The 17,541-nt window shown below is 59.5% G+C and carries 17 protein-coding genes; 9 read left to right on the top strand and 8 right to left on the bottom strand.

Going from position 1 to position 17,541, the window contains the following annotated elements; translation table 11 throughout:
* Positions 1–3 precede the first annotated feature (3 nt).
* The 8 genes from lptC to I9H07_RS04030 all read left to right on the top strand — a co-directional run bounded on the left by lptC (position 4) and on the right by I9H07_RS04030 (position 5,524).
* Entirely contained in the window at positions 4–576 is a 573-nt protein-coding gene (lptC, locus tag I9H07_RS04065) for an LPS export ABC transporter periplasmic protein LptC (RefSeq protein ID WP_236423588.1), read from the top strand.
* Positions 563–1,111 carry a lipopolysaccharide transport periplasmic protein LptA gene (gene lptA, locus I9H07_RS04060; protein ID WP_024644298.1) on the top strand — a complete coding sequence of 183 codons (549 nt, stop codon included), beginning with the start codon at positions 563–565 and terminating at the stop codon, positions 1,109–1,111. The genes lptC and lptA overlap by 14 nt, the downstream gene beginning before the upstream one ends.
* Complete coding sequence (lptB, locus tag I9H07_RS04055) at positions 1,112–1,837, top strand: LPS export ABC transporter ATP-binding protein (RefSeq protein ID WP_024674739.1); 726 nt, start codon at positions 1,112–1,114, stop codon at positions 1,835–1,837.
* A 184-nt stretch (positions 1,838–2,021) separates the two neighbouring features.
* Positions 2,022–3,515, top strand: a complete 1,494-nt coding sequence (locus I9H07_RS04050) for an RNA polymerase factor sigma-54 (RefSeq protein WP_024674738.1) — start codon at positions 2,022–2,024, stop codon at positions 3,513–3,515.
* Positions 3,516–3,590: 75 nt separating this feature from the next.
* Entirely contained in the window at positions 3,591–3,899 is a 309-nt protein-coding gene (gene hpf, locus I9H07_RS04045) for a ribosome hibernation-promoting factor, HPF/YfiA family (RefSeq protein ID WP_003377554.1), read from the top strand.
* 11 nt (positions 3,900–3,910) lie between these two features.
* Positions 3,911–4,375, top strand: coding sequence for a PTS IIA-like nitrogen regulatory protein PtsN (gene ptsN, locus I9H07_RS04040; protein WP_058824259.1), 465 nt, complete (start codon positions 3,911–3,913; stop codon positions 4,373–4,375).
* Positions 4,376–4,377: 2 nt separating this feature from the next.
* Positions 4,378–5,235, top strand: a complete 858-nt coding sequence (gene rapZ / locus I9H07_RS04035) for an RNase adapter RapZ (RefSeq protein ID WP_236423589.1) — start codon at positions 4,378–4,380, stop codon at positions 5,233–5,235.
* Positions 5,236–5,251: 16 nt separating this feature from the next.
* Entirely contained in the window at positions 5,252–5,524 is a 273-nt protein-coding gene (locus I9H07_RS04030) for an HPr family phosphocarrier protein (RefSeq protein ID WP_024644293.1), read from the top strand.
* Positions 5,525–5,718: 194 nt separating this feature from the next.
* Here I9H07_RS04030 and I9H07_RS04025 read toward each other — a convergent pair whose 3' ends face one another.
* The 3 genes from I9H07_RS04025 to pmbA all read right to left on the bottom strand — a co-directional run bounded on the left by I9H07_RS04025 (position 5,719) and on the right by pmbA (position 8,442).
* Positions 5,719–6,330, bottom strand: coding sequence for a superoxide dismutase (locus tag I9H07_RS04025; protein WP_058391575.1), 612 nt, complete (start codon positions 6,328–6,330; stop codon positions 5,719–5,721).
* 1 nt (position 6,331) lies between these two features.
* Positions 6,332–6,793 carry a tetratricopeptide repeat protein gene (locus I9H07_RS04020; protein WP_058824261.1) on the bottom strand — a complete coding sequence of 154 codons (462 nt, stop codon included), beginning with the start codon at positions 6,791–6,793 and terminating at the stop codon, positions 6,332–6,334.
* A 302-nt stretch (positions 6,794–7,095) separates the two neighbouring features.
* Positions 7,096–8,442 carry a metalloprotease PmbA gene (pmbA, locus tag I9H07_RS04015; RefSeq protein WP_236423591.1) on the bottom strand — a complete coding sequence of 449 codons (1,347 nt, stop codon included), beginning with the start codon at positions 8,440–8,442 and terminating at the stop codon, positions 7,096–7,098.
* 107 nt (positions 8,443–8,549) lie between these two features.
* Here pmbA and yjgA point away from each other — a divergent pair, with 107 nt between their 5' ends.
* Complete coding sequence (gene yjgA / locus I9H07_RS04010) at positions 8,550–9,071, top strand: ribosome biogenesis factor YjgA (protein ID WP_003377535.1); 522 nt, start codon at positions 8,550–8,552, stop codon at positions 9,069–9,071.
* Between the two features lie 48 nt (positions 9,072–9,119).
* Here yjgA and tldD read toward each other — a convergent pair whose 3' ends face one another.
* The 5 genes from tldD to I9H07_RS03985 all read right to left on the bottom strand — a co-directional run bounded on the left by tldD (position 9,120) and on the right by I9H07_RS03985 (position 17,510).
* A complete protein-coding gene (gene tldD / locus I9H07_RS04005; RefSeq protein WP_058391574.1) occupies positions 9,120–10,559 on the bottom strand; it encodes a metalloprotease TldD in 1,440 nt (479 codons plus the stop codon).
* 2 nt (positions 10,560–10,561) lie between these two features.
* The gene (locus tag I9H07_RS04000; RefSeq protein ID WP_024674730.1) at positions 10,562–11,407 is read right to left on the bottom strand and encodes a carbon-nitrogen hydrolase family protein; all 846 of its coding nucleotides are present in this window, start codon (positions 11,405–11,407) and stop codon (positions 10,562–10,564) included.
* Positions 11,408–11,455: 48 nt separating this feature from the next.
* Complete coding sequence (locus I9H07_RS03995) at positions 11,456–15,271, bottom strand: YhdP family protein (RefSeq protein ID WP_236423593.1); 3,816 nt, start codon at positions 15,269–15,271, stop codon at positions 11,456–11,458.
* A 182-nt stretch (positions 15,272–15,453) separates the two neighbouring features.
* A complete protein-coding gene (rng, locus tag I9H07_RS03990) occupies positions 15,454–16,911 on the bottom strand; it encodes a ribonuclease G (RefSeq protein WP_236423594.1) in 1,458 nt (485 codons plus the stop codon).
* A complete protein-coding gene (locus tag I9H07_RS03985; protein ID WP_058824263.1) occupies positions 16,908–17,510 on the bottom strand; it encodes a Maf family protein in 603 nt (200 codons plus the stop codon). The genes rng and I9H07_RS03985 overlap by 4 nt, the downstream gene beginning before the upstream one ends.
* Positions 17,511–17,541 lie beyond the last annotated feature (31 nt).

Here is a 17,541-nt window from a genome sequence, read left to right as displayed (position 1 = left end):
ATTATGTTCACTAAAAAAATTCGGAAGTTTCTGCTTCTCGGGGTACTGGCGGTGCTGCTGGCGGCCGTCGGCTACTGGAATGTCAGCCCGGAAAGTTTCATGGACAGGCCTGACGGGGCGGTTAACGACACCGCCATCGACTACTATGCGATCAATACGCGCAGTGTTCAGTACCTGCCAGACGGCACACTTCAATACGACATGACCGCCGACAAGGTGGAACACGTGAAGACCTCTGATGTAAGCCTGCTGACCACGCCCGATCTGAACATGTATCGCGGCGGCGAGTTTCCCTGGCATGTTCAGAGTAAACGAGGCGAAGTGTCCTCCGCAGGCGACCAGGTCGAGTTGATGGACTCCGTTCGCGTTGAACGCACCGATGAAAAGCAACGCACGACGATTATCACCAGCAGTCGCATGACCGTATTCCCGCAGAAGCAATATGCGGAGACCGACCAAGACGTTAGAATCGACGGCGCGGGCGGTGTCACTACGGCCAAGGGAATGAAAGCGTATTTGAAAGACAGCAGGATGGACCTGCTATCCAACGTAAGAGGACAGTATGAGGCTCGTTAAAACTCTTCCTTTATTGCTCGGCCTGGGCGCAGCACTGGGAAGCGCGAGCGCCTGGTCCCTGCCAACCGACCGTGATCAGCCTATCCACATCCAGTCTGACGATGCTCAGCTCGATGACAAGAAAGGCGTTGCAACCTACAGGGGCAACGTGGTTATCACGCAAGGCTCAATGAAGGTCACCGGCAACACCGTGACGATTACCCGTAACGCCCAGGGTGAAGTCGATGTCTTCACGTCTGTCGGCAATCTGGCTTACTACGAGCAAAAACCTGCCCCGGACAAGCCGATCGTGCAGGCCTATGCCGTCACGATCCAGTACTACGCCGGCCAGGACCGCATTGTCCTGATCGACAAAGCCAAGGTCATCAACGACGGCAACACGTCGGAAGGCGAGAAAATCGTCTACGACACGGTCAGACAGGTCGTCAGCGCCGGCCGGGCCAATGGTGGTACCAAGTTGACTACGCCACGTCCGCGTATCGACATGGTCATCCAGCCGAAGAAGAAAACCGATCAACCGCAGAAGGCCCCGTAAATGGCAACGCTCAGAGCCCAGCATCTGGCTAAAAGCTACAAGAGCCGACAGGTCGTGCGCGATGTGAGCATCTCCATCGAAAGCGGGCAGATCGTCGGCTTGCTGGGCCCCAACGGCGCCGGCAAGACCACCTGCTTCTACATGATCGTGGGCCTGGTCCAGGCGGATCAGGGCCGCGTGCTGATTGACGACCTGGATGTCAGCCACCAGCCCATGCACGGCCGTGCACGTGCCGGTATCGGTTACCTGCCGCAGGAAGCCTCCATCTTCCGCAAGCTGTCGGTGTCCGACAACATCATGGCGATTCTCGAGACCCGCAAGGAACTCGATGCTGGAGCACGCCGCAAGGAGCTTGAAAGCCTCTTGCAGGAGTTCCACATCACGCACATTCGCGACAACCTGGGCATGAGCCTGTCAGGTGGCGAACGTCGCCGCGTGGAAATTGCCCGTGCCCTGGCCACTTCGCCGAAATTCATCCTGCTGGATGAACCGTTCGCAGGCGTCGACCCGATCTCGGTGGGCGACATCAAACAGATTATCCACCACCTGAAAGCCAAGGGCATCGGCGTGCTGATCACCGATCACAACGTCCGTGAAACCCTGGACATCTGTGAAACCGCTTACATCGTCAACGATGGACAGCTGATCGCAGAAGGCGACTCTGAAACCATTCTGGCAAATCAGCTGGTGAAAGAAGTGTACCTCGGCCACGAGTTCCGTCTCTGATCGACCGCCTTTGGCACGTCCCCGGCTGATTGATGCCCGTGCAGCGTATTGACAGGATTTTATTTGTCATAACGCTCTAGGCAAAGCCACAGGTTTCAGGCATATAATTTGCTTAATGATGGCGCCCCGGCGCCTGTAGTAGATGGCGCACGTGCGTCAGCGAATAAGGTGTTTAGCCCCTGCCATGAAACCATCGCTAGTCTTGAGAATGGGCCAGCAGCTGACGATGACACCGCAGCTGCAACAGGCAATCCGCTTACTTCAGTTGTCCACTCTGGATCTCCAGCAGGAGATTCAGGAGGCGCTGGAGTCCAACCCTATGCTTGAACGGCAGGAAGAAGGCGACGATTTCGATAACTCCGACCCGCTTGCCGACAACATCGAACAAAAGCCCAACCCCGACGTTCAGGAACCAACCTATCAGGAAGCCGCACCCACGGTGGACAACCTGGAAGACGGCGAATGGGGCGAGCGCATTCCAAACGAGCTGCCCGTCGACACGGCCTGGGAAGACGTTTACCAGACCAGCGCCAGCAGCCTGCCGAGCAGCGATGACGATGAGTGGGATTTCACTACCCGTACCTCGGTGGGCGAAAGCCTGCAGAGCCATCTGCTGTGGCAACTGAACGTAGCGCCGATGTCCGACAAGGATCGCCTGGTTGCAGTGACGCTGATCGACTGCATCAACAACCAGGGCTATCTGGACGAAACACTCGAAGAGATTCTTGAATCCTTCGACCCTGAGCTGGACATCGAACTCGACGAAATCGAAGCCGTACTGCACCGCATCCAGCAGTTCGAACCTGCCGGCATCGGTGCGCGCACGCTGAGCGAGTGCCTGCTTCTGCAATTACGCCAGCTGCCCGCGAAAACGCCCTGGCTGGCGGAAGCACAACGGCTGGTCACCGATTACATCGATCTGCTGGGCAGCCGCGATTACGGCCAGTTGATGCGGCGCATGAAAATCAAGGAAGACGAACTGCGCCAGGTCATAGAACTGGTTCAGAGCCTCAACCCGCGTCCCGGCTCGCAAATCGAATCCACAGAAGCCGAATACGTTATTCCTGACGTGATCGTGCGCAAGGACAACGAACGCTGGCTGGTCGAGCTGAATCAGGAATCGGTGCCCCGCCTGCGCGTAAACCCCCAATATGCCGGGTTTGTCCGTCGCGCCGACACCAGCGCAGACAACACCTTCATGCGCAACCAGTTGCAGGAGGCTCGCTGGTTCATCAAGAGCCTGCAAAGCCGCAACGAAACCCTGATGAAGGTCGCCACCCAGATCGTCGAACACCAACGCGGTTTTCTCGAATACGGCGACGAGGCCATGAAACCGCTGGTGCTGCACGATATCGCCGAGGCGGTAGGCATGCACGAGTCGACCATTTCCCGCGTCACGACCCAGAAATTCATGCACACCCCACGGGGTATTTACGAGCTGAAATACTTCTTTTCAAGCCACGTAAGCACCTCCGAGGGCGGCGAATGCTCGTCCACGGCAATTCGCGCAATCATCAAAAAACTGGTTGCGGCGGAAAATCAGAAAAAGCCGTTGAGTGATAGCAAGATCGCTGGTTTACTGGAGGCACAAGGCATTCAAGTAGCCCGTCGCACAGTCGCCAAGTACCGCGAATCACTCGGGATAGCGCCTTCCAGTGAGCGCAAGCGATTGATGTGATGCAGGCCGAGCCACAGCGTTCCAGTGGCAGGCGTCACGCCTGTCTCTTTATGCATTGGCAAAGGAGAAAGCTGTATGCAAGTCAACATCAGTGGACACCAACTGGAAGTGACCAAGCCCCTTCGTGAATATGTTGAGCTCAAGCTCAAGAAGCTGGAGGGGCACTTTGACAAGATTACAAACGTGCAGGTCACGATGGCGGTCGAGAAGCTCAAGCAGAAGATCGAAGCCACGCTGCACATCCACGGAGGGGAGGTGGTTGCCAATGCTGAACATGACGACATGTACGCTGCAATCGACCTGCTCACTGACAAGCTCGACAGACAATTGCTCAAGCATAAGGAAAAGCAGCAAAGCATCCTCAAAGGTGCGGCCGCTCGCTAACGCCCATTTAAATGATCCGATTTGAAAATATCCTGACCCCCGGCCGTTCACTCGTGAACATGCCGGGCGGCAGCAAGAAACGTGTACTTGAACAGATTGCCAACCTGATCGGCCGCGAAGTGCCGGGAATGGATTCGGGCACTGTGTTCGAAAGCCTGGTTGCCCGTGAAAAACTGGGATCGACCGGTTTCGGCAACGGCATCGCCATTCCTCACTGCCGCCTGGCCTCCTGTGGCGAGCCCGTCAGTGCAGTGATTCACCTTGATGCTCCGGTAGATTTCGACGCCATCGACGGTGCGCCCGTGGACTTGCTGTTTGTCTTGCTGGTCCCGCAGAAGGCGACCGACGATCACCTGGAGCTGCTTAGCCAGATTGCCGGCATGCTCGACAAGGCCGACGTGCGCAAGAGCCTGCGCAACGCGGCAAGCGACGAAGCGCTGTATAACGTGGTGCTGGACGCACAAAAAGGTCTTTGACAATGCGCATGATCATCGTCAGCGGCCGCTCCGGTTCGGGCAAAAGTACCGCGCTGGATGTACTGGAAGACAACGGCTTCTATTGTGTCGACAACCTTCCTGCCGGTCTGCTGCCGGAACTGGCCGAACGCGCACTGATCAACACCGAGCTGGCAGAGCCACTGTTGGCGGTTTCGATCGACGCACGCAATCTGCCAAGCCATCTGACCCGTTTTCCGCAGATGCTCGATGAAGTGCGCTCACGCAATATCCAGTGCGACGTGCTGTATCTGGATGCCGACGAAGCCACCCTGCTCAAACGCTTCTCGGAAACCCGACGTCGCCACCCCTTGAGCACGGCAGATCGCTCGCTGGCCGAGGCGATACGCGACGAGACTACATTACTGGGCCCGATCATCGATCTGGCCGACCTGAAGATCAACACCACCCACCTGAACCTCTACCAGTTGCGCGATGCACTGAAACTGCGCCTGCTCAACAAGCCCGAGCCTGGTACTGCCTTTCTGCTCGAGTCGTTCGGCTTCAAGCGTGGCATGCCCGTTGATGCCGATCTGGTCTTTGATGTGCGCTGCCTGCCCAACCCGTACTGGAAGCCTGAATTGCGCGATCATTCAGGTCTCGAACAGCCTGTTATCGATTATCTGTCCGTGCAGCCCGACGTTGAAGAAATGTTTCAGGACATCTTCGCCTATCTGAACAAATGGCTGCCTCGATTCGCAGCCAGCAACCGTTCTTACGTTACCATTGCCATCGGTTGCACTGGGGGGCACCATCGCTCCGTCTACCTGACAGAACGCCTGGGTCAGGTATTGCAACAATCACTCAAGAACGTTCAGGTCCGCCACCGCGACCTTAGCTGAAAGGATTTACACTGCGATGCCCGCTCGTCAAATCACCATCATCAACAAACTGGGTTTGCACGCCCGCGCCGCCGCCAAGTTCGTAGGCGTTGCCGGCAAGTTTCCCTGCCAGATCCGCGTCGGCCGCACGCCGGAAAGCATGGTCGATGGCAAGAGCATCATGGCTGTGATGATGCTGGCTGCGGGCAAAGGCACCGAGATTCATCTGCACACCGAAGGTGAATTCGAGCATGAAGCCCTTGATGGCTTGGTAGAACTGATCAATAACAGGTTTGACGAGGGCGAATAAGCCCTCGACCTCACACGTCTCGGCGTGTCACACCCATCACAAGCAATGCACCTGAAGCCAACTCATCCCCCGCCCTGCCAGCAACACCATACCTGCCAACAGCAGCACGGTTCCTGCTCCCCTGCGCAGCAACCGCACTTTATTGATCGAGAGTCGTTCAGAACGCATAGGCGCCCTTGGCGGGTGTCGAGGGATCAGGCCAGAGCAGCCTGATAGCGTCGGGCTACTTCCTGCCAGTTGATCACGTTGTAGAACGCGTTGATGTATTCGGGACGGCGGTTCTGGTAGCGCAGGTAGTAGGCATGTTCCCACACGTCCAGCCCCAGAATGGGTGTGTTGCCATTCATCAGCGGGCTGTCCTGATTGCCGCTGCTTTCGACTACCAGTTTTTTGTCAGGGGTCACGCTCAGCCAGGCCCATCCACTGCCAAAACGCGTCAGTGCGGCTTTGGTAAAGGCCTCCTTGAAGCTGTCAAAGCCACCCAATTGCTCGTCTATTGCAGCGGCGATCGCGCCTTGTGGCAAGCCGCCACCGCCGGGCACCATGACTTCCCAGAACAGCGAATGGTTGGCATGACCTCCACCTTGATTGATCACCGCCGGGCGCAGGTTTTCAGGCAGTTGCTTGACGCTGGCGACGAGTTTTTCAACCGACCAGTCGGCGAATTCAGTGCCGTCGACCGCCGCATTGAGGTTGGTGATATAGGTCTGGTGATGCTTGGTGTAGTGGATTTCCATGGTCTGCGCATCAATGTGCGGCTCTAGTGCATCGTAGGCGTACGGCAGTGCTGGCAAGGTATGAGACATTTCAGTGTGCTCCGTAAAAAAGTCCGGAATGAGTCGCTGAATGGCGCTGCAGCGATGAGCGCGTGTGCTCACTGCTGCTGTTCAGCAGTCGATGGGTGCGCGGGTATTCGCCATGCTCGCTGATAAAGCTCAGTAGCTCGGCGTAGGTCTTGCTGCTGTGGCGCAGGGCCGCTTCGCGCAGAGCGGGCGTCAGCCGCTGGCTCTGCATGGTCTGCAACAGGTGCTGATGGATTGCGCACAGGTATTCGGCGCTTTCTTCTGGCTGCCCCAGGCTGAGGTGCAGGTCCGCCAGGTTGTGATGGGAAATCACACACGCCGCAACGGCTTCATCGACGTCTGGCCAACGCTCGAAAAGCACTTGTGCCAGGGCCAGCGCCTGGAGGTACAGCTCACGGGCTTCAACCCACTCACCCAGACTGAAACAGCGGTTGGCCTGTTCAATGGTGCGTTTCCAATGCTGCATGACATACCCCCAGAGGCGCAGGCTGGCCGGACCAGGTGATCCCGGCGGTCACATTTCACCCTCAAATGATATTCATTATTAAATGAGATTTTGACTCAACACAAGCATGTTGATGAGATGGACTTTTGCGAGGGGGTTCTGAGAAGACAATGAAGCGAGGCTTCATGAGCTATCGATCGTGCAGAAACTGGGGAGTGTGGCACGGTAAGGACAGGTGATGCGGCGTGACAGGAAGCGCATGCCAACGCCGGAGCATTGGCATGCGAGTCAGTCAGGTATGCAGCGGTAGCGATGCAGGCTAATCAGCTCCCCGCCACCATCATGCGCTCGATCAGTACCGAGCCGGTGCGGATGTTGCTGCGCAGTTCGAGATCGCTGCCCACGGCGACGATCTGTTTGAACATGTCGCGCATGTTCCCGGCAATAGTCACTTCCTGAACCGGAAACTGAATCTCGCCGTTCTCGACCCAGAAGCCCGCTGCGCCACGCGAGTAATCACCGGTGACCATGTTCAGGCCGCTGCCCATCAACTCAGTGACCAGCAAACCACGGCCCATGCGCCGGATCAGCGCATCCTGATCTTCGGAACCATGAGTAACGAACAGGTTATGAACGCCGCCCGCATTGGCGGTGCTTGGCATGCCCAGCTTGCGGCCGGAATAGGTGCTCAGCACGTAGGACACCAGATCGCCTTTGTCCACGAAGGGTTTGGCATACGTCGCCAGGCCATCGCTGTCGAACGCGGAACTGCCCATGGCGTGCCTCAGGTGTGGACGCTCATCGATGGTCATCCACTCCGGGAACAGTCGCTGGCCAAGAGAGCCCTCGAGAAATGACGACTTGCGATACAGGTTGCCGCCAGAGATAGCGCCGAGAAAACTGCCGAACAAGCCACCCGCCAGTTCAGCGGCAAACAGCACCGGCACTTCACAGGTAGGCACAGGCCGCGCGCCCAGGCGGCTCGCCGCCCGTTGCGCGGCCTTGCGGCCAATGCTCTCGGCATCGGCCAGCAACTGGCCCTTGCGGTTGACGTCATACCAGTAGTCGCGCTGCATCTGGCCTTCGCCTTCGGCAATCATCACGCAACTCAGGCTATGCCGGGTCGACGCATAGCCGCCGATGAACCCATTGCTGTTGCCGTATACGCGGCAGCCCTGATGGGTATTGAGGGTGGTGCCGTCGGCGTTCTTGATCCGGCTGTCGGCCTCGAACGCTGCCGCTTCGCAGATCAACGCTTTCTCGATGGCCTGCTCGGGCGTGATGTCCCAAGTGTGATAAAGGTCAAAATCCATGACCTCCTTGGCCATCAGCGCAGCGTCGGCCAGCCCGGAGCTTTCATCTTCGGAGGTGTGTTCGGCAATCGCCAGGGCGGCGGCTACGGTTTCGCGAATGGCATCGGCGCCGGTCGCAGACGTGCTGGCCGAGCCTTTGCGCTGCCCAACGTACAACGTAATACCAAAACCCTGGTCACGATTGAACTCGACGGTTTCGACTTCACGCTGGCGGACCGATGTCGACAGCCCTTGGTCCACCGACACCGCCACTTCACAGGCGCTGGCACCCTGACGCCTCGCTTCGGCGATGATCTGCTCGACTTGTTCCTGCAATTCGGGCAAGGCCTGTGGGCCGACGCTTTGGGTTGCACTCATGACTTTCTCCATCAAATTCTTCTTTCAGCACAGGCCGAATACCGACCGGGCCGGACAAGCGGCCCACGACTGGTTATCATGGCGGCGTTTCTTTGCGGACTGCCCCCATGGTTGATTCTTACGACGACTCCCTTGACGGGGAGAAAAGCAAAACTCAGGTCAAACGCGAGCTGCATGCGCTGGTTGACCTCGGTGAACGACTGACAACACTCAAAGCCGATGTGCTGGCCAAGCTGCCGTTGACCGACGCTTTGCGCAAGGCCCTGGCCGAAGCGCCCAAGCACACGGCCAACATTGCGCGAAAGCGGCATATTCTGTTCATTGGCAAGCTGATGCGCGATCAGGACCAGGAAGCCATTCTGGTGTTGCTCGACCAACTCGATGCCTCCACTCGCCAGTACAATGAACGTTTCCACAATCTGGAACGCTGGCGTGATCGCCTGATCGCCGGTGATGACGCCGACCTCGAGAAATTCGTTATCGAATACCCCGATGCCGACCGTCAGCAACTGCGTTCGTTGATTCGTCAGGCGCAACACGAAGTTGCACGCAACAAACCGCCGGCCACCAGCCGCAAAATCTTCAAATACATCCGTGAGCTGGACGAACTTCAACGCGGTCTGCGTTGATGTCGACCTCGGGGTGGGCCGCAGCAAGCGGCCAGCCCCGACTCACATTCAGCTACCTGTACCGCCAACCGTAATCGCGTCGATTTTCAGCGTAGGCTGACCCACACCGACCGGCAGCGACTGGCCGTCTTTTCCGCACGTACCGACGCCGCTGTCCAGCGACAGATCGTTACCCACCATCGAAACCCTGCTCATTGCTTCCGGCCCGTTGCCGATCAAGGTCGCACCTTTGACGGGCGCCGTGATTTTGCCGTCTTCGATCAGGTAGGCCTCACTGGTCGAAAACACGAACTTGCCACTGGTGATGTCGACCTGACCGCCGCCCAGATTGGCGCAATAGATACCCCGCTTGACCGACGCGATGATTTCCTGCGGATCGCTCTGCCCGCCCAGCATGTAGGTGTTGGTCATGCGCGGCATCGGCAGATGGGCGTAGGACTCGCGACGACCGTTGCCGGTCCGCGCAACGCCCATCAACCGGGCATTGAGCTTGTCCTGCATGTAGCCCTTGAGCACACCGTTTTCGATCAGCGTGGTGCATTCGGTCGGCGTGCCTTCGTCATCGACGCTCAGCGAGCCGCGACGCCCTGCCAGCGTGCCGTCGTCCACGATGGTGCAGAGCCTGGACGCAACCATCTCGCCCATGCGCCCGCTGTAGGCAGAACTGCCCTTGCGGTTGAAATCGCCTTCCAGACCGTGCCCCACTGCTTCGTGCAGCAGCACCCCGGACCAGCCGGAACCGAGCACGACCGGCAATGTACCGGCCGGCGCGGGAATCGCTTCCAGATTGACCAGCGCCTGACGCAACGCCTCGCGGGCGTAGCCCATGGCACGGTCGTCAGTCAGGAAATAACGGTAGTCGGTACGTCCGCCGCCGCCATGCCCGCCGCGTTCGCGACGGCCATTCTGCTCGACGATGACGCTGACATTGAAGCGCACCAGAGGGCGCACGTCGGCGGCCAGGCTGCCATCGGCTGCCGCCACCAGAATGCGCTCCCAGACTCCGGCCATGCTCACCGACACCTGCTGAATACGCGAGTCCAGTGCGCGAGTTGCGACGTCGATGCGCTTCAGCAACTCGACCTTCTCGGCACGGCTCAGCACTTCCAGCGGATTATCCGGCGCATACAGCTGAGCCACGTCCTGCGACGTAAACGTCTGCACGCGGCCATTCTGGCCAGCGCGAGAAATCGACCGGGCGGCGCGGGCAGCGGTGCGCAGCGCATCTTCAGTGATGGCGTTGCTGTACGCGAAACCGGTCTTCTCTCCTGACTGAGCGCGCACGCCCACGCCTTGATCGAGATTGAAACTGCCTTCCTTGACGATGCCGTCTTCCAGCGACCACGACTCGGAGATCATCCCCTGAAAATACAGGTCCGCGGCATCGATGCCGGGGCCGGCAAGTTCGCCGAGTACCGATTGCAGGCTGTCGAGGCTCAGGCCGCCGGGTGCCAGAAGGTGTTCGCTGACTGAGGACAGATCACTCATATTCACTCCGAAGCAGGCCGCATGGCGTCCTGCGAAAAAAAGCGCCGGTGACTGGACACCGGCATCCGCGCCCGTATGGACGCCTGTTCTTCACTGTCTCGTGTGCCCAACAGCACGGCTTCACCCTGTGCTTGCTGAGCCAGCACGCGGCCCCATGGATCAACGATGGCTGCGTGCCCGTAAGTCTCGCGTGGCCCCGGATGGACCCCGCCTTGTGCCGCCGCCAGTATGTAGCACTGGGTTTCGATAGCCCGCGCCCGGATCAGAATGTCCCAGTGCGCAGCCCCCGTCACCGCTGTAAAGGCTGACGGGGCGGTAATCAACTCAGCGCCCGCTTCGCGCAGCGCGGTATACAGCTCGGGAAAGCGCAGGTCATAACAGACCGTCAGCCCCAGGCGCCCGACAGGAGTGTCGGCCACCACCACGTTATGGCCGTGAGCATAGTCGTCCGATTCGCGATAGCGGCCCCGGTTGTCTGCTACGTCCACATCGAACAGGTGCAGCTTGTCGTAACGCGCCACCTGCTCGCCGTGTTCATCGATCAGCAACGAACACGCCGTCACCTTGCCATCGGGCCGATCATTCGGCGGCAGTGGCAGGGTTCCGGCAACTATCCATAACTTGAGGTCGCGAGCGGCCAGTTTCAACCATGGCAGGATCGGTCCATGCCCCTGAGCTTCGGCGCGGCCGATCTCAGCGACGTCGCGACGCCCGATGGCAACGAAGTTTTCCGGCAGCACCGCCAGCCGCGCACCGCCCTCGGCGGCCTGCTCCAACAGTGAGCGCGCCCGAGCCAGGTTGGCGTCGATATCGCTCTGGCTGACCATTTGAATCACGGCAAAAGGCATGGCGACCCGCTGTTTGATGTCATGGCCACCACTGTACTCCATGAGACGCTACTGGGGCTTTTCAAATGGCTTGTCGAAGGTGATCTTCGGCTCTTTCCACGGTCCTTCGACCTTGTATTGCACGCTGGCGAAGCGGGCAACCCTGTCGCCCAGCAGCTTGTCGACCAGAAACAGGGCGCCGCCAATGGCCGGCGCGCCGACAATCAGCGCCGCGATCGGCAAGTTGTTGGTCACCGGCAAGGTCACCAGCAGCTTGGCATCCACGCGGTCGCTGACCATGTCCAGCGTGCCATTGAGCTCCAGATTGCTGGACGGCCCGGTCAACGTGATCGGCTTGCGAGTGACATAGACACCATCACTGGCCACCAGCAGCCCCTTGACCCGGTCGTAGCTCAGCCCTTTGCCCAGCAAGTCCGAGAAGTCCAGACGCAGACGACGGCCGATGGAGTTGAAATTCAGCAACCCGAACACCCGTAGCGCCTGAGCACCGCCCTCCACTTCCACGAACTGGCCACGGTTCAGTGTGGCATCGAGACTGCCGGAATAGCGCTTGAGCCCGACCCACGCAGGCGAACCAGGCCAGCGGCCGTCGACATTCAGCTCGAAATCTTCACTGGTGACGGTTGGCGCAAACCCCCAGGCCTTGAGCACATCCGCCAGGTTCTTGCCCTCCAGATGCCCTTTGAACCAGCTGTTGCTCACCCCCGGCGCACCGTCCCAGGATCCATCGCCTTCAAGCTGGATGCCTTTGAGGCCCAGGCTCATGTCAGACATACGCATCCCGGTAGCCGTAGGACGAATCTTCAGCGCCCACGGGCCCAATAGTTGGTCACCCTGAAACAGTTGAGAGATCTTGATATCCAGTGCCGGAATCTTGCGTGGGTCGACGTCTGCCAGCGGATCAGGCGCGTTCTCGACCACCGCAGCATTCGGGTCAGGCGCAGGCAGGCGCACGTACAACATGTTGATGCCGATAGGCGCAGACTTGGCATCCGGAAGCAGCGCGGTGCCCTTGGCCAGCGCACTGTCCAGCGACAGGGCCCAGGCCGCAGCGTTGCGCTGCAATTGAACACGCACGTTATCCAGCGTGGTGCCCATGGCCGTCAGCTTGCCGATCTGCAGGTCCACGCTATTGAGCAGTTGCTTGGCGCTGCCGCCCGGATCACCTCCGGCATAGCGTCCTGCAAGCTCCTGCCAGGGCGCGACGTCCAGCTCGGACAGCTCACCGCGGATTCGCAAGCCCTTGGCGTCCGGCACGATGGCACCGCCACGGCCCAGGTACAGCTCGCCGCGCCCGTCCGCAAACTTGCCACCCGGTGCGGCGAACGCAAAGTTGGCCAGATTATCGTAGGCAGCACCCAGTCGGCGCTCCGGGCCTTGCAGGGTCATGCGGAATTCGCTGGGGCGCTCTGTCTCCGCAGTCTTGCCGAAAGGCGCAGGCAGATCGATCGCCACGCCCTTGAGCGTGGAGTTGATCAACAACGGGCTGTCTTTGCTGTCCAGCGTCAGTTGCAATTGAAACGGCAGGTCACCGGACACCGGCAACGGCTGCGTGACGCTCAGCCAGTCAGTCAGCTTTTTCACCGTGACCAGACCATTCGCCACAATACGCGTCACGTTGGCACCGGGCGTACCCTCGGCCGAGATTTCCGCAGTTACCGGGTTATCGAATGCCTGCGCCTTGATGCCCTTGCCACTCAACCCGCTGGCGCTGTCAAAGCGAAAGTCACCCTTGAGCCGGGTCAGTTCCAGCACCGGGTCCGCCAGTTTCAGACGCGCATTGTCAGTACTGAAATCTACGACGACTTTTGGCTCGACCCCCTTGGCCAGCGGAATATCCAGCTTGAGCTTGCCGTTCAGGGGGCCCTCGCCCTGCCAACCGGCAAACGTGCTGCCCGTGCCGATTGGCGCTTGCTGAAGAATCTTCAGGCCATCGCCCAGGCTTCCGGCAAAACTGCCATCGACCAGCAAGTGGCTGTCCTGCCCTGACGGTACGTGAGGAATATTGACCAGCACGTTACTCACCCTGGTGTCGAGCAGTTGCCCCTTGCTGGCCTTGACCCGTACGCCGCTGTTTTCGACGTAGACCTTGCCGTCGACCCCGGTGAGCGAAGGCCAGCCCGGCTGAAATGCCAGGGTCGCGTTGCTGACATCGAAAAACAGGCTGATGACCCGGGCGGTGTCAGGCGAGTTCTTGTTGAGTGAGCCCTGATACTGGAAAAAGCCCTGTTTGACCGCGCCACTGACCACCGCTGTACGCAGCCAGTGATCAAGCTCCGGGCTAAGCGCGGTGGGCAGGTATTTGCTGGTGTAGCGACCATCACCATCGACCATGCCGACCCGCAGGTCCATGTAGTCTTCCTGGTCGTGACCGAGGTGAATCCTGATCAGGAAGTCCGCAGCAATCTTGCCTTCATCGCCGAGTACTTTGATGTACGGCGCGATGAGGGTGAACGCCTGATCGTCCAGCTTCCAGGTCAGGCGCGCATTGGCCTTTTGATAGCGCCACGGCTTGGCGAAAATCGGGTCCAGGTGCAGCATGAAATCGTCGGTATCGAGTCGCAACTCGCCCTGCCCCAGGTCGCCGCTGATCGCACCACTGACATTGCCTGCCGCCGGTGCGCCGCGATAAGCGTTGAAGCCAACCTTGTCCAGGTTGGCGGCAAAGCCGAGACGTTTATCGCCAGTCGTTTGCGGACGATAGTCGAGCAATACGTTGCGCAGCCCGCCCGTCACCTTGAGGCCATCGACCACCGCCATCGCCTTGTCCGGCAATGGCGCAAGGGAATCGATCAGCGGCGTGAGCGGCGTCAGGTCAAGGCGGTCGGCCTGCACGTGCCAGAGTTCTTCGCTGTCCGGCGTTGCGGCGGTTTGCGTCAGTTGCAAACGGCTTTCCCAGCGCTTGCTGGCCAGGTCCATCGCCAATGAATCAAGTTTCAGCTCGAAGCCGGTTGCAGTCCGGGCGAACCAGGCATTGAGCGCCAGGTTTTCCACCGTGGTCGGCTTGCGCGCGGCATAGACAGCTTTGATTTTCGGAGCATTGAGGCGTGCGGTAGCGCTTTGCACGGTGCCCTTGCCCCAACTCATCCATACTTCGCCACCGGCTTGCAGCTTCGACAGCGTCCACTCGCGGGTCAGGCTTTTGGGCAACCATTTACCCCAGTCACTTTGCGGCAGGCTGGCATAGACATCCGCTTCGCCATCCTTCCACTGGCTGGCTTGAACCCGGGAGCGCACGTTCAACGCCAGCGGCTGGCCGTCCGGCAGGGTCAGGCGTGCATCCAGACGCTGGTGATAGCTGCCCGTGGTCAGGCTGAGGTTGACGTAGGTCAGGGTCAGCGGCGCGGCATCAAACGGTTGCACCGTCACCTGGCTATCGAGCAGCGACAGGTGCAACACGCTCTGCATCTGCTTGAATACTTGTTCGGGGTCGAACGGGCTGTCATTGCGCATCGGCAAGCCTTGAACCGCCCAGCCACCGTCCTGATCCTGTTTGAGAACGAACTGCAAGCCATCGACTTCCAGATGCTCGATGCGCACTTCACGCGCCAGCAGACTCGCCCAGAGATCGGGAACCACACGCACGCGGTCCAGACGCAAAGCGCTGGAACCTTCACCGACCATGACGTCGTGGGCCAGCAATACCGGAGAGAATCGGTTCCAGCTGCCTTCCAGACTGCCGATGCTCAGTGGCATGCCCAACGCGGTGCTGGCACGGCTTTCGACATCGACACGGTATTCAGCCACCAGAGGCGTCAGTTGACGGCCGAGGCTGACATACAGCGCCCCCACCACCAGAATCAGCGCGCACAGGCTCAGGCCCCAGCGCGTCAGGGTTGCAACAATGCGAGGAAGACGCCCCATCTCAGGATGTCCTCTGCTGCAGGATGCAAAGACCGGATTCAGCGAACAGTTTTCGGCTCGGGTCGGCAGGTGCGGTCACATTCAGGTTTTGCTCGTTCGCCACGCATCATTCTCAATAAACGGCATACCTGCCAGAAACCCGTGGGGCACTTGTCGTCAATATTTCCCTGCGCCCAGCAACCTCAGAGCAGGACCACGTCGTATTGTTCCTGCGAGTACATGGTTTCTACCTGAAAACGGATGGTTCGTCCGATAAAGCTTTCGAGTTCCGCCACGTTGCCTGACTCCTCGTCGAGGAGCCGATCGACCACGCGCTGATTAGCCAGCACCCGGTAGCCAACCGCCTGATAAGCCCTGGCCTCGCGCAGAATCTCGCGGAAAATTTCGTAACAGATCGTCTCAGGGGTTTTCAGCTTGCCGCGCCCTACACAGCAATGACACGGTTCGCACAGCACCTGCTCAAGGCTTTCGCGGGTGCGTTTACGCGTCATCTGCACCAGCCCCAGTTCGGTGATGCCGATGATGTTGGTCTTGGCGTGATCGCGCTCCAGCTGTTTTTCCAGGGTGCGCAGCACTTGACGCTGATGTTCACCGTCTTCCATGTCGATGAAATCAATAATGATGATGCCGCCGAGATTGCGCAGGCGCAGCTGGCGGGCAATCGCTGTCGCCGCCTCAAGGTTGGTCTTGAAGATGGTCTCTTCCAGATTCCGGTGCCCCACAAACGCCCCGGTGTTCACATCGATGGTGCTCATGGCCTCGGCCGGGTCGATGACCAGATAACCGCCAGACTTGAGCGGCACCTTGCGCTCAAGGGCTTTCTGGATTTCATCTTCGACGCCGTACAGGTCGAAAATCGGTCGCTCACCCGGATAATGCTCGAGCCGGTCGGCAATTTCAGGCATCAGTTCAGCGACGAACTGGGTGGTCTTCTGGAAGGTTTCCCGCGAATCGATACGGATCTTTTCGATTCGCGGGCTGACCAGATCGCGCAAGGTGCGCAGGGCCAGACCAAGGTCTTCGTAGATGACGGTGGGCGGGCTGACGGTTTTGATCTGGTCGCCGATCTGGTCCCAGAGCCTGCGCAGGTAACGAATGTCCATGAGGATTTCCTCGGCACCCGCGCCTTCGGCAGCCGTGCGCAGGATAAAGCCTCCGGCCTCCTTGATGCCTTCCAGCGCGACGCAATCACTGACCACTTTCTTGAGCCGCTCGCGCTCGGCTTCATCCTCGATCTTCAAGGAAATGCCCACGTGCGCAGTGCGCGGCATGTACACCAGATAGCGCGAAGGGATCGACAGTTGCGTGGTCAGGCGTGCGCCTTTGCTGCCAATCGGGTCCTTGGTGACCTGGACCACGAGACTTTGCCCGTCATGCACCAGCGACGCGATGCTCTCGACAGCAGGCCCTTCACGCATGGAGATTTCCGATGCATGAATGAACGCGGCGCGGTCCAGACCGATGTCGATGAACGCCGCCTGCATGCCGGGCAGCACGCGCACGACCTTGCCCTTGTAGATATTGCCGACGATGCCGCGACGCTGAGTGCGCTCGACATGCACTTCTTGCAGCACGCCGTTTTCTACCACGGCCACCCGCGATTCCATCGGGGTGATGTTGATCAGGATCTCTTCACTCATGACTTGTCACCTTCCAGGCCTTGCCAGCAGGGTATGCCGAAACGGCCGAGCAATTCTGCGGTTTCACACAGAGGCAAACCCACTACCCCAGAATAGCTGCCCTGCAAGCCTTCGACGAATATCGCCGCCAGGCCTTGAATGGCATAGCCGCCCGCTTTGTCGGCAGGTTCGCCGCTGGCCCAATAGGCTTGTGCCTCATGAAGCTGAATCGGGCGAAAACGAACCCGGCTGGTCACCACGCAGGTTTCGCTGCGCTGCCCGTCAATCAACGCAATGGCCGTCATGACCTCGTGTTCGCGCCCGGATAACGCGGTGAGCATGGCCAGCGCGTCCGCCTCATCGACCGGCTTGCCGAGAATCCGCCCCTCAAGCACCACGGCGGTGTCCGCGCCCATCACGCAGGCCTGCTGATCAGCCGCCAGCGACGACAGGCCCGCCTGAGCCTTGCCCAGCGCAAGACGCTCGACGTAGACAGCCGGGGTTTCATGAGCAAAGGGAGTTTCGTCGATCTGCGCGCTGAGTACGCTGAAGGGCACGCCGATCTGAGTCAGAAGTTCGCGACGGCGCGGTGAGCCGGAAGCCAGATAAAGCGAGGGCATAAGGACATCTCCGTGTCGGTGACGGTGAACG

The sequence above is a fragment of the Pseudomonas syringae genome (assembly GCF_023278085.1).
Taxonomy (GTDB): domain Bacteria; phylum Pseudomonadota; class Gammaproteobacteria; order Pseudomonadales; family Pseudomonadaceae; genus Aquipseudomonas; species Aquipseudomonas syringae_Q.
The sequence above is the reverse complement of the archived record's forward strand: the minus strand, read 5'-3'. Positions and strand labels throughout refer to the sequence as shown.

What these genes read in the sequence shown, in the direction of transcription:
- lptC (WP_236423588.1), top strand. Translation starts at nt 4, where the DNA reads ATGTTCACTAAAAAAATTCGGAAGTTTCTGCTTCTCGGGGTACTGGCG.
- lptA (WP_024644298.1), top strand. Translation starts at nt 563, where the DNA reads ATGAGGCTCGTTAAAACTCTTCCTTTATTGCTCGGCCTGGGCGCAGCA.
- lptB (WP_024674739.1), top strand. Translation starts at nt 1,112, where the DNA reads ATGGCAACGCTCAGAGCCCAGCATCTGGCTAAAAGCTACAAGAGCCGA.
- I9H07_RS04050 (WP_024674738.1), top strand. Translation starts at nt 2,022, where the DNA reads ATGAAACCATCGCTAGTCTTGAGAATGGGCCAGCAGCTGACGATGACA.
- hpf (WP_003377554.1), top strand. Translation starts at nt 3,591, where the DNA reads ATGCAAGTCAACATCAGTGGACACCAACTGGAAGTGACCAAGCCCCTT.
- ptsN (WP_058824259.1), top strand. Translation starts at nt 3,911, where the DNA reads ATGATCCGATTTGAAAATATCCTGACCCCCGGCCGTTCACTCGTGAAC.
- rapZ (WP_236423589.1), top strand. Translation starts at nt 4,378, where the DNA reads ATGCGCATGATCATCGTCAGCGGCCGCTCCGGTTCGGGCAAAAGTACC.
- I9H07_RS04030 (WP_024644293.1), top strand. Translation starts at nt 5,252, where the DNA reads ATGCCCGCTCGTCAAATCACCATCATCAACAAACTGGGTTTGCACGCC.
- I9H07_RS04025 (WP_058391575.1), bottom strand. Translation starts at nt 6,330, where the DNA reads ATGTCTCATACCTTGCCAGCACTGCCGTACGCCTACGATGCACTAGAG.
- I9H07_RS04020 (WP_058824261.1), bottom strand. Translation starts at nt 6,793, where the DNA reads ATGCAGCATTGGAAACGCACCATTGAACAGGCCAACCGCTGTTTCAGT.
- pmbA (WP_236423591.1), bottom strand. Translation starts at nt 8,442, where the DNA reads ATGAGTGCAACCCAAAGCGTCGGCCCACAGGCCTTGCCCGAATTGCAG.
- yjgA (WP_003377535.1), top strand. Translation starts at nt 8,550, where the DNA reads ATGGTTGATTCTTACGACGACTCCCTTGACGGGGAGAAAAGCAAAACT.
- tldD (WP_058391574.1), bottom strand. Translation starts at nt 10,559, where the DNA reads ATGAGTGATCTGTCCTCAGTCAGCGAACACCTTCTGGCACCCGGCGGC.
- I9H07_RS04000 (WP_024674730.1), bottom strand. Translation starts at nt 11,407, where the DNA reads ATGCCTTTTGCCGTGATTCAAATGGTCAGCCAGAGCGATATCGACGCC.
- I9H07_RS03995 (WP_236423593.1), bottom strand. Translation starts at nt 15,271, where the DNA reads ATGGGGCGTCTTCCTCGCATTGTTGCAACCCTGACGCGCTGGGGCCTG.
- rng (WP_236423594.1), bottom strand. Translation starts at nt 16,911, where the DNA reads ATGAGTGAAGAGATCCTGATCAACATCACCCCGATGGAATCGCGGGTG.
- I9H07_RS03985 (WP_058824263.1), bottom strand. Translation starts at nt 17,510, where the DNA reads ATGCCCTCGCTTTATCTGGCTTCCGGCTCACCGCGCCGTCGCGAACTT.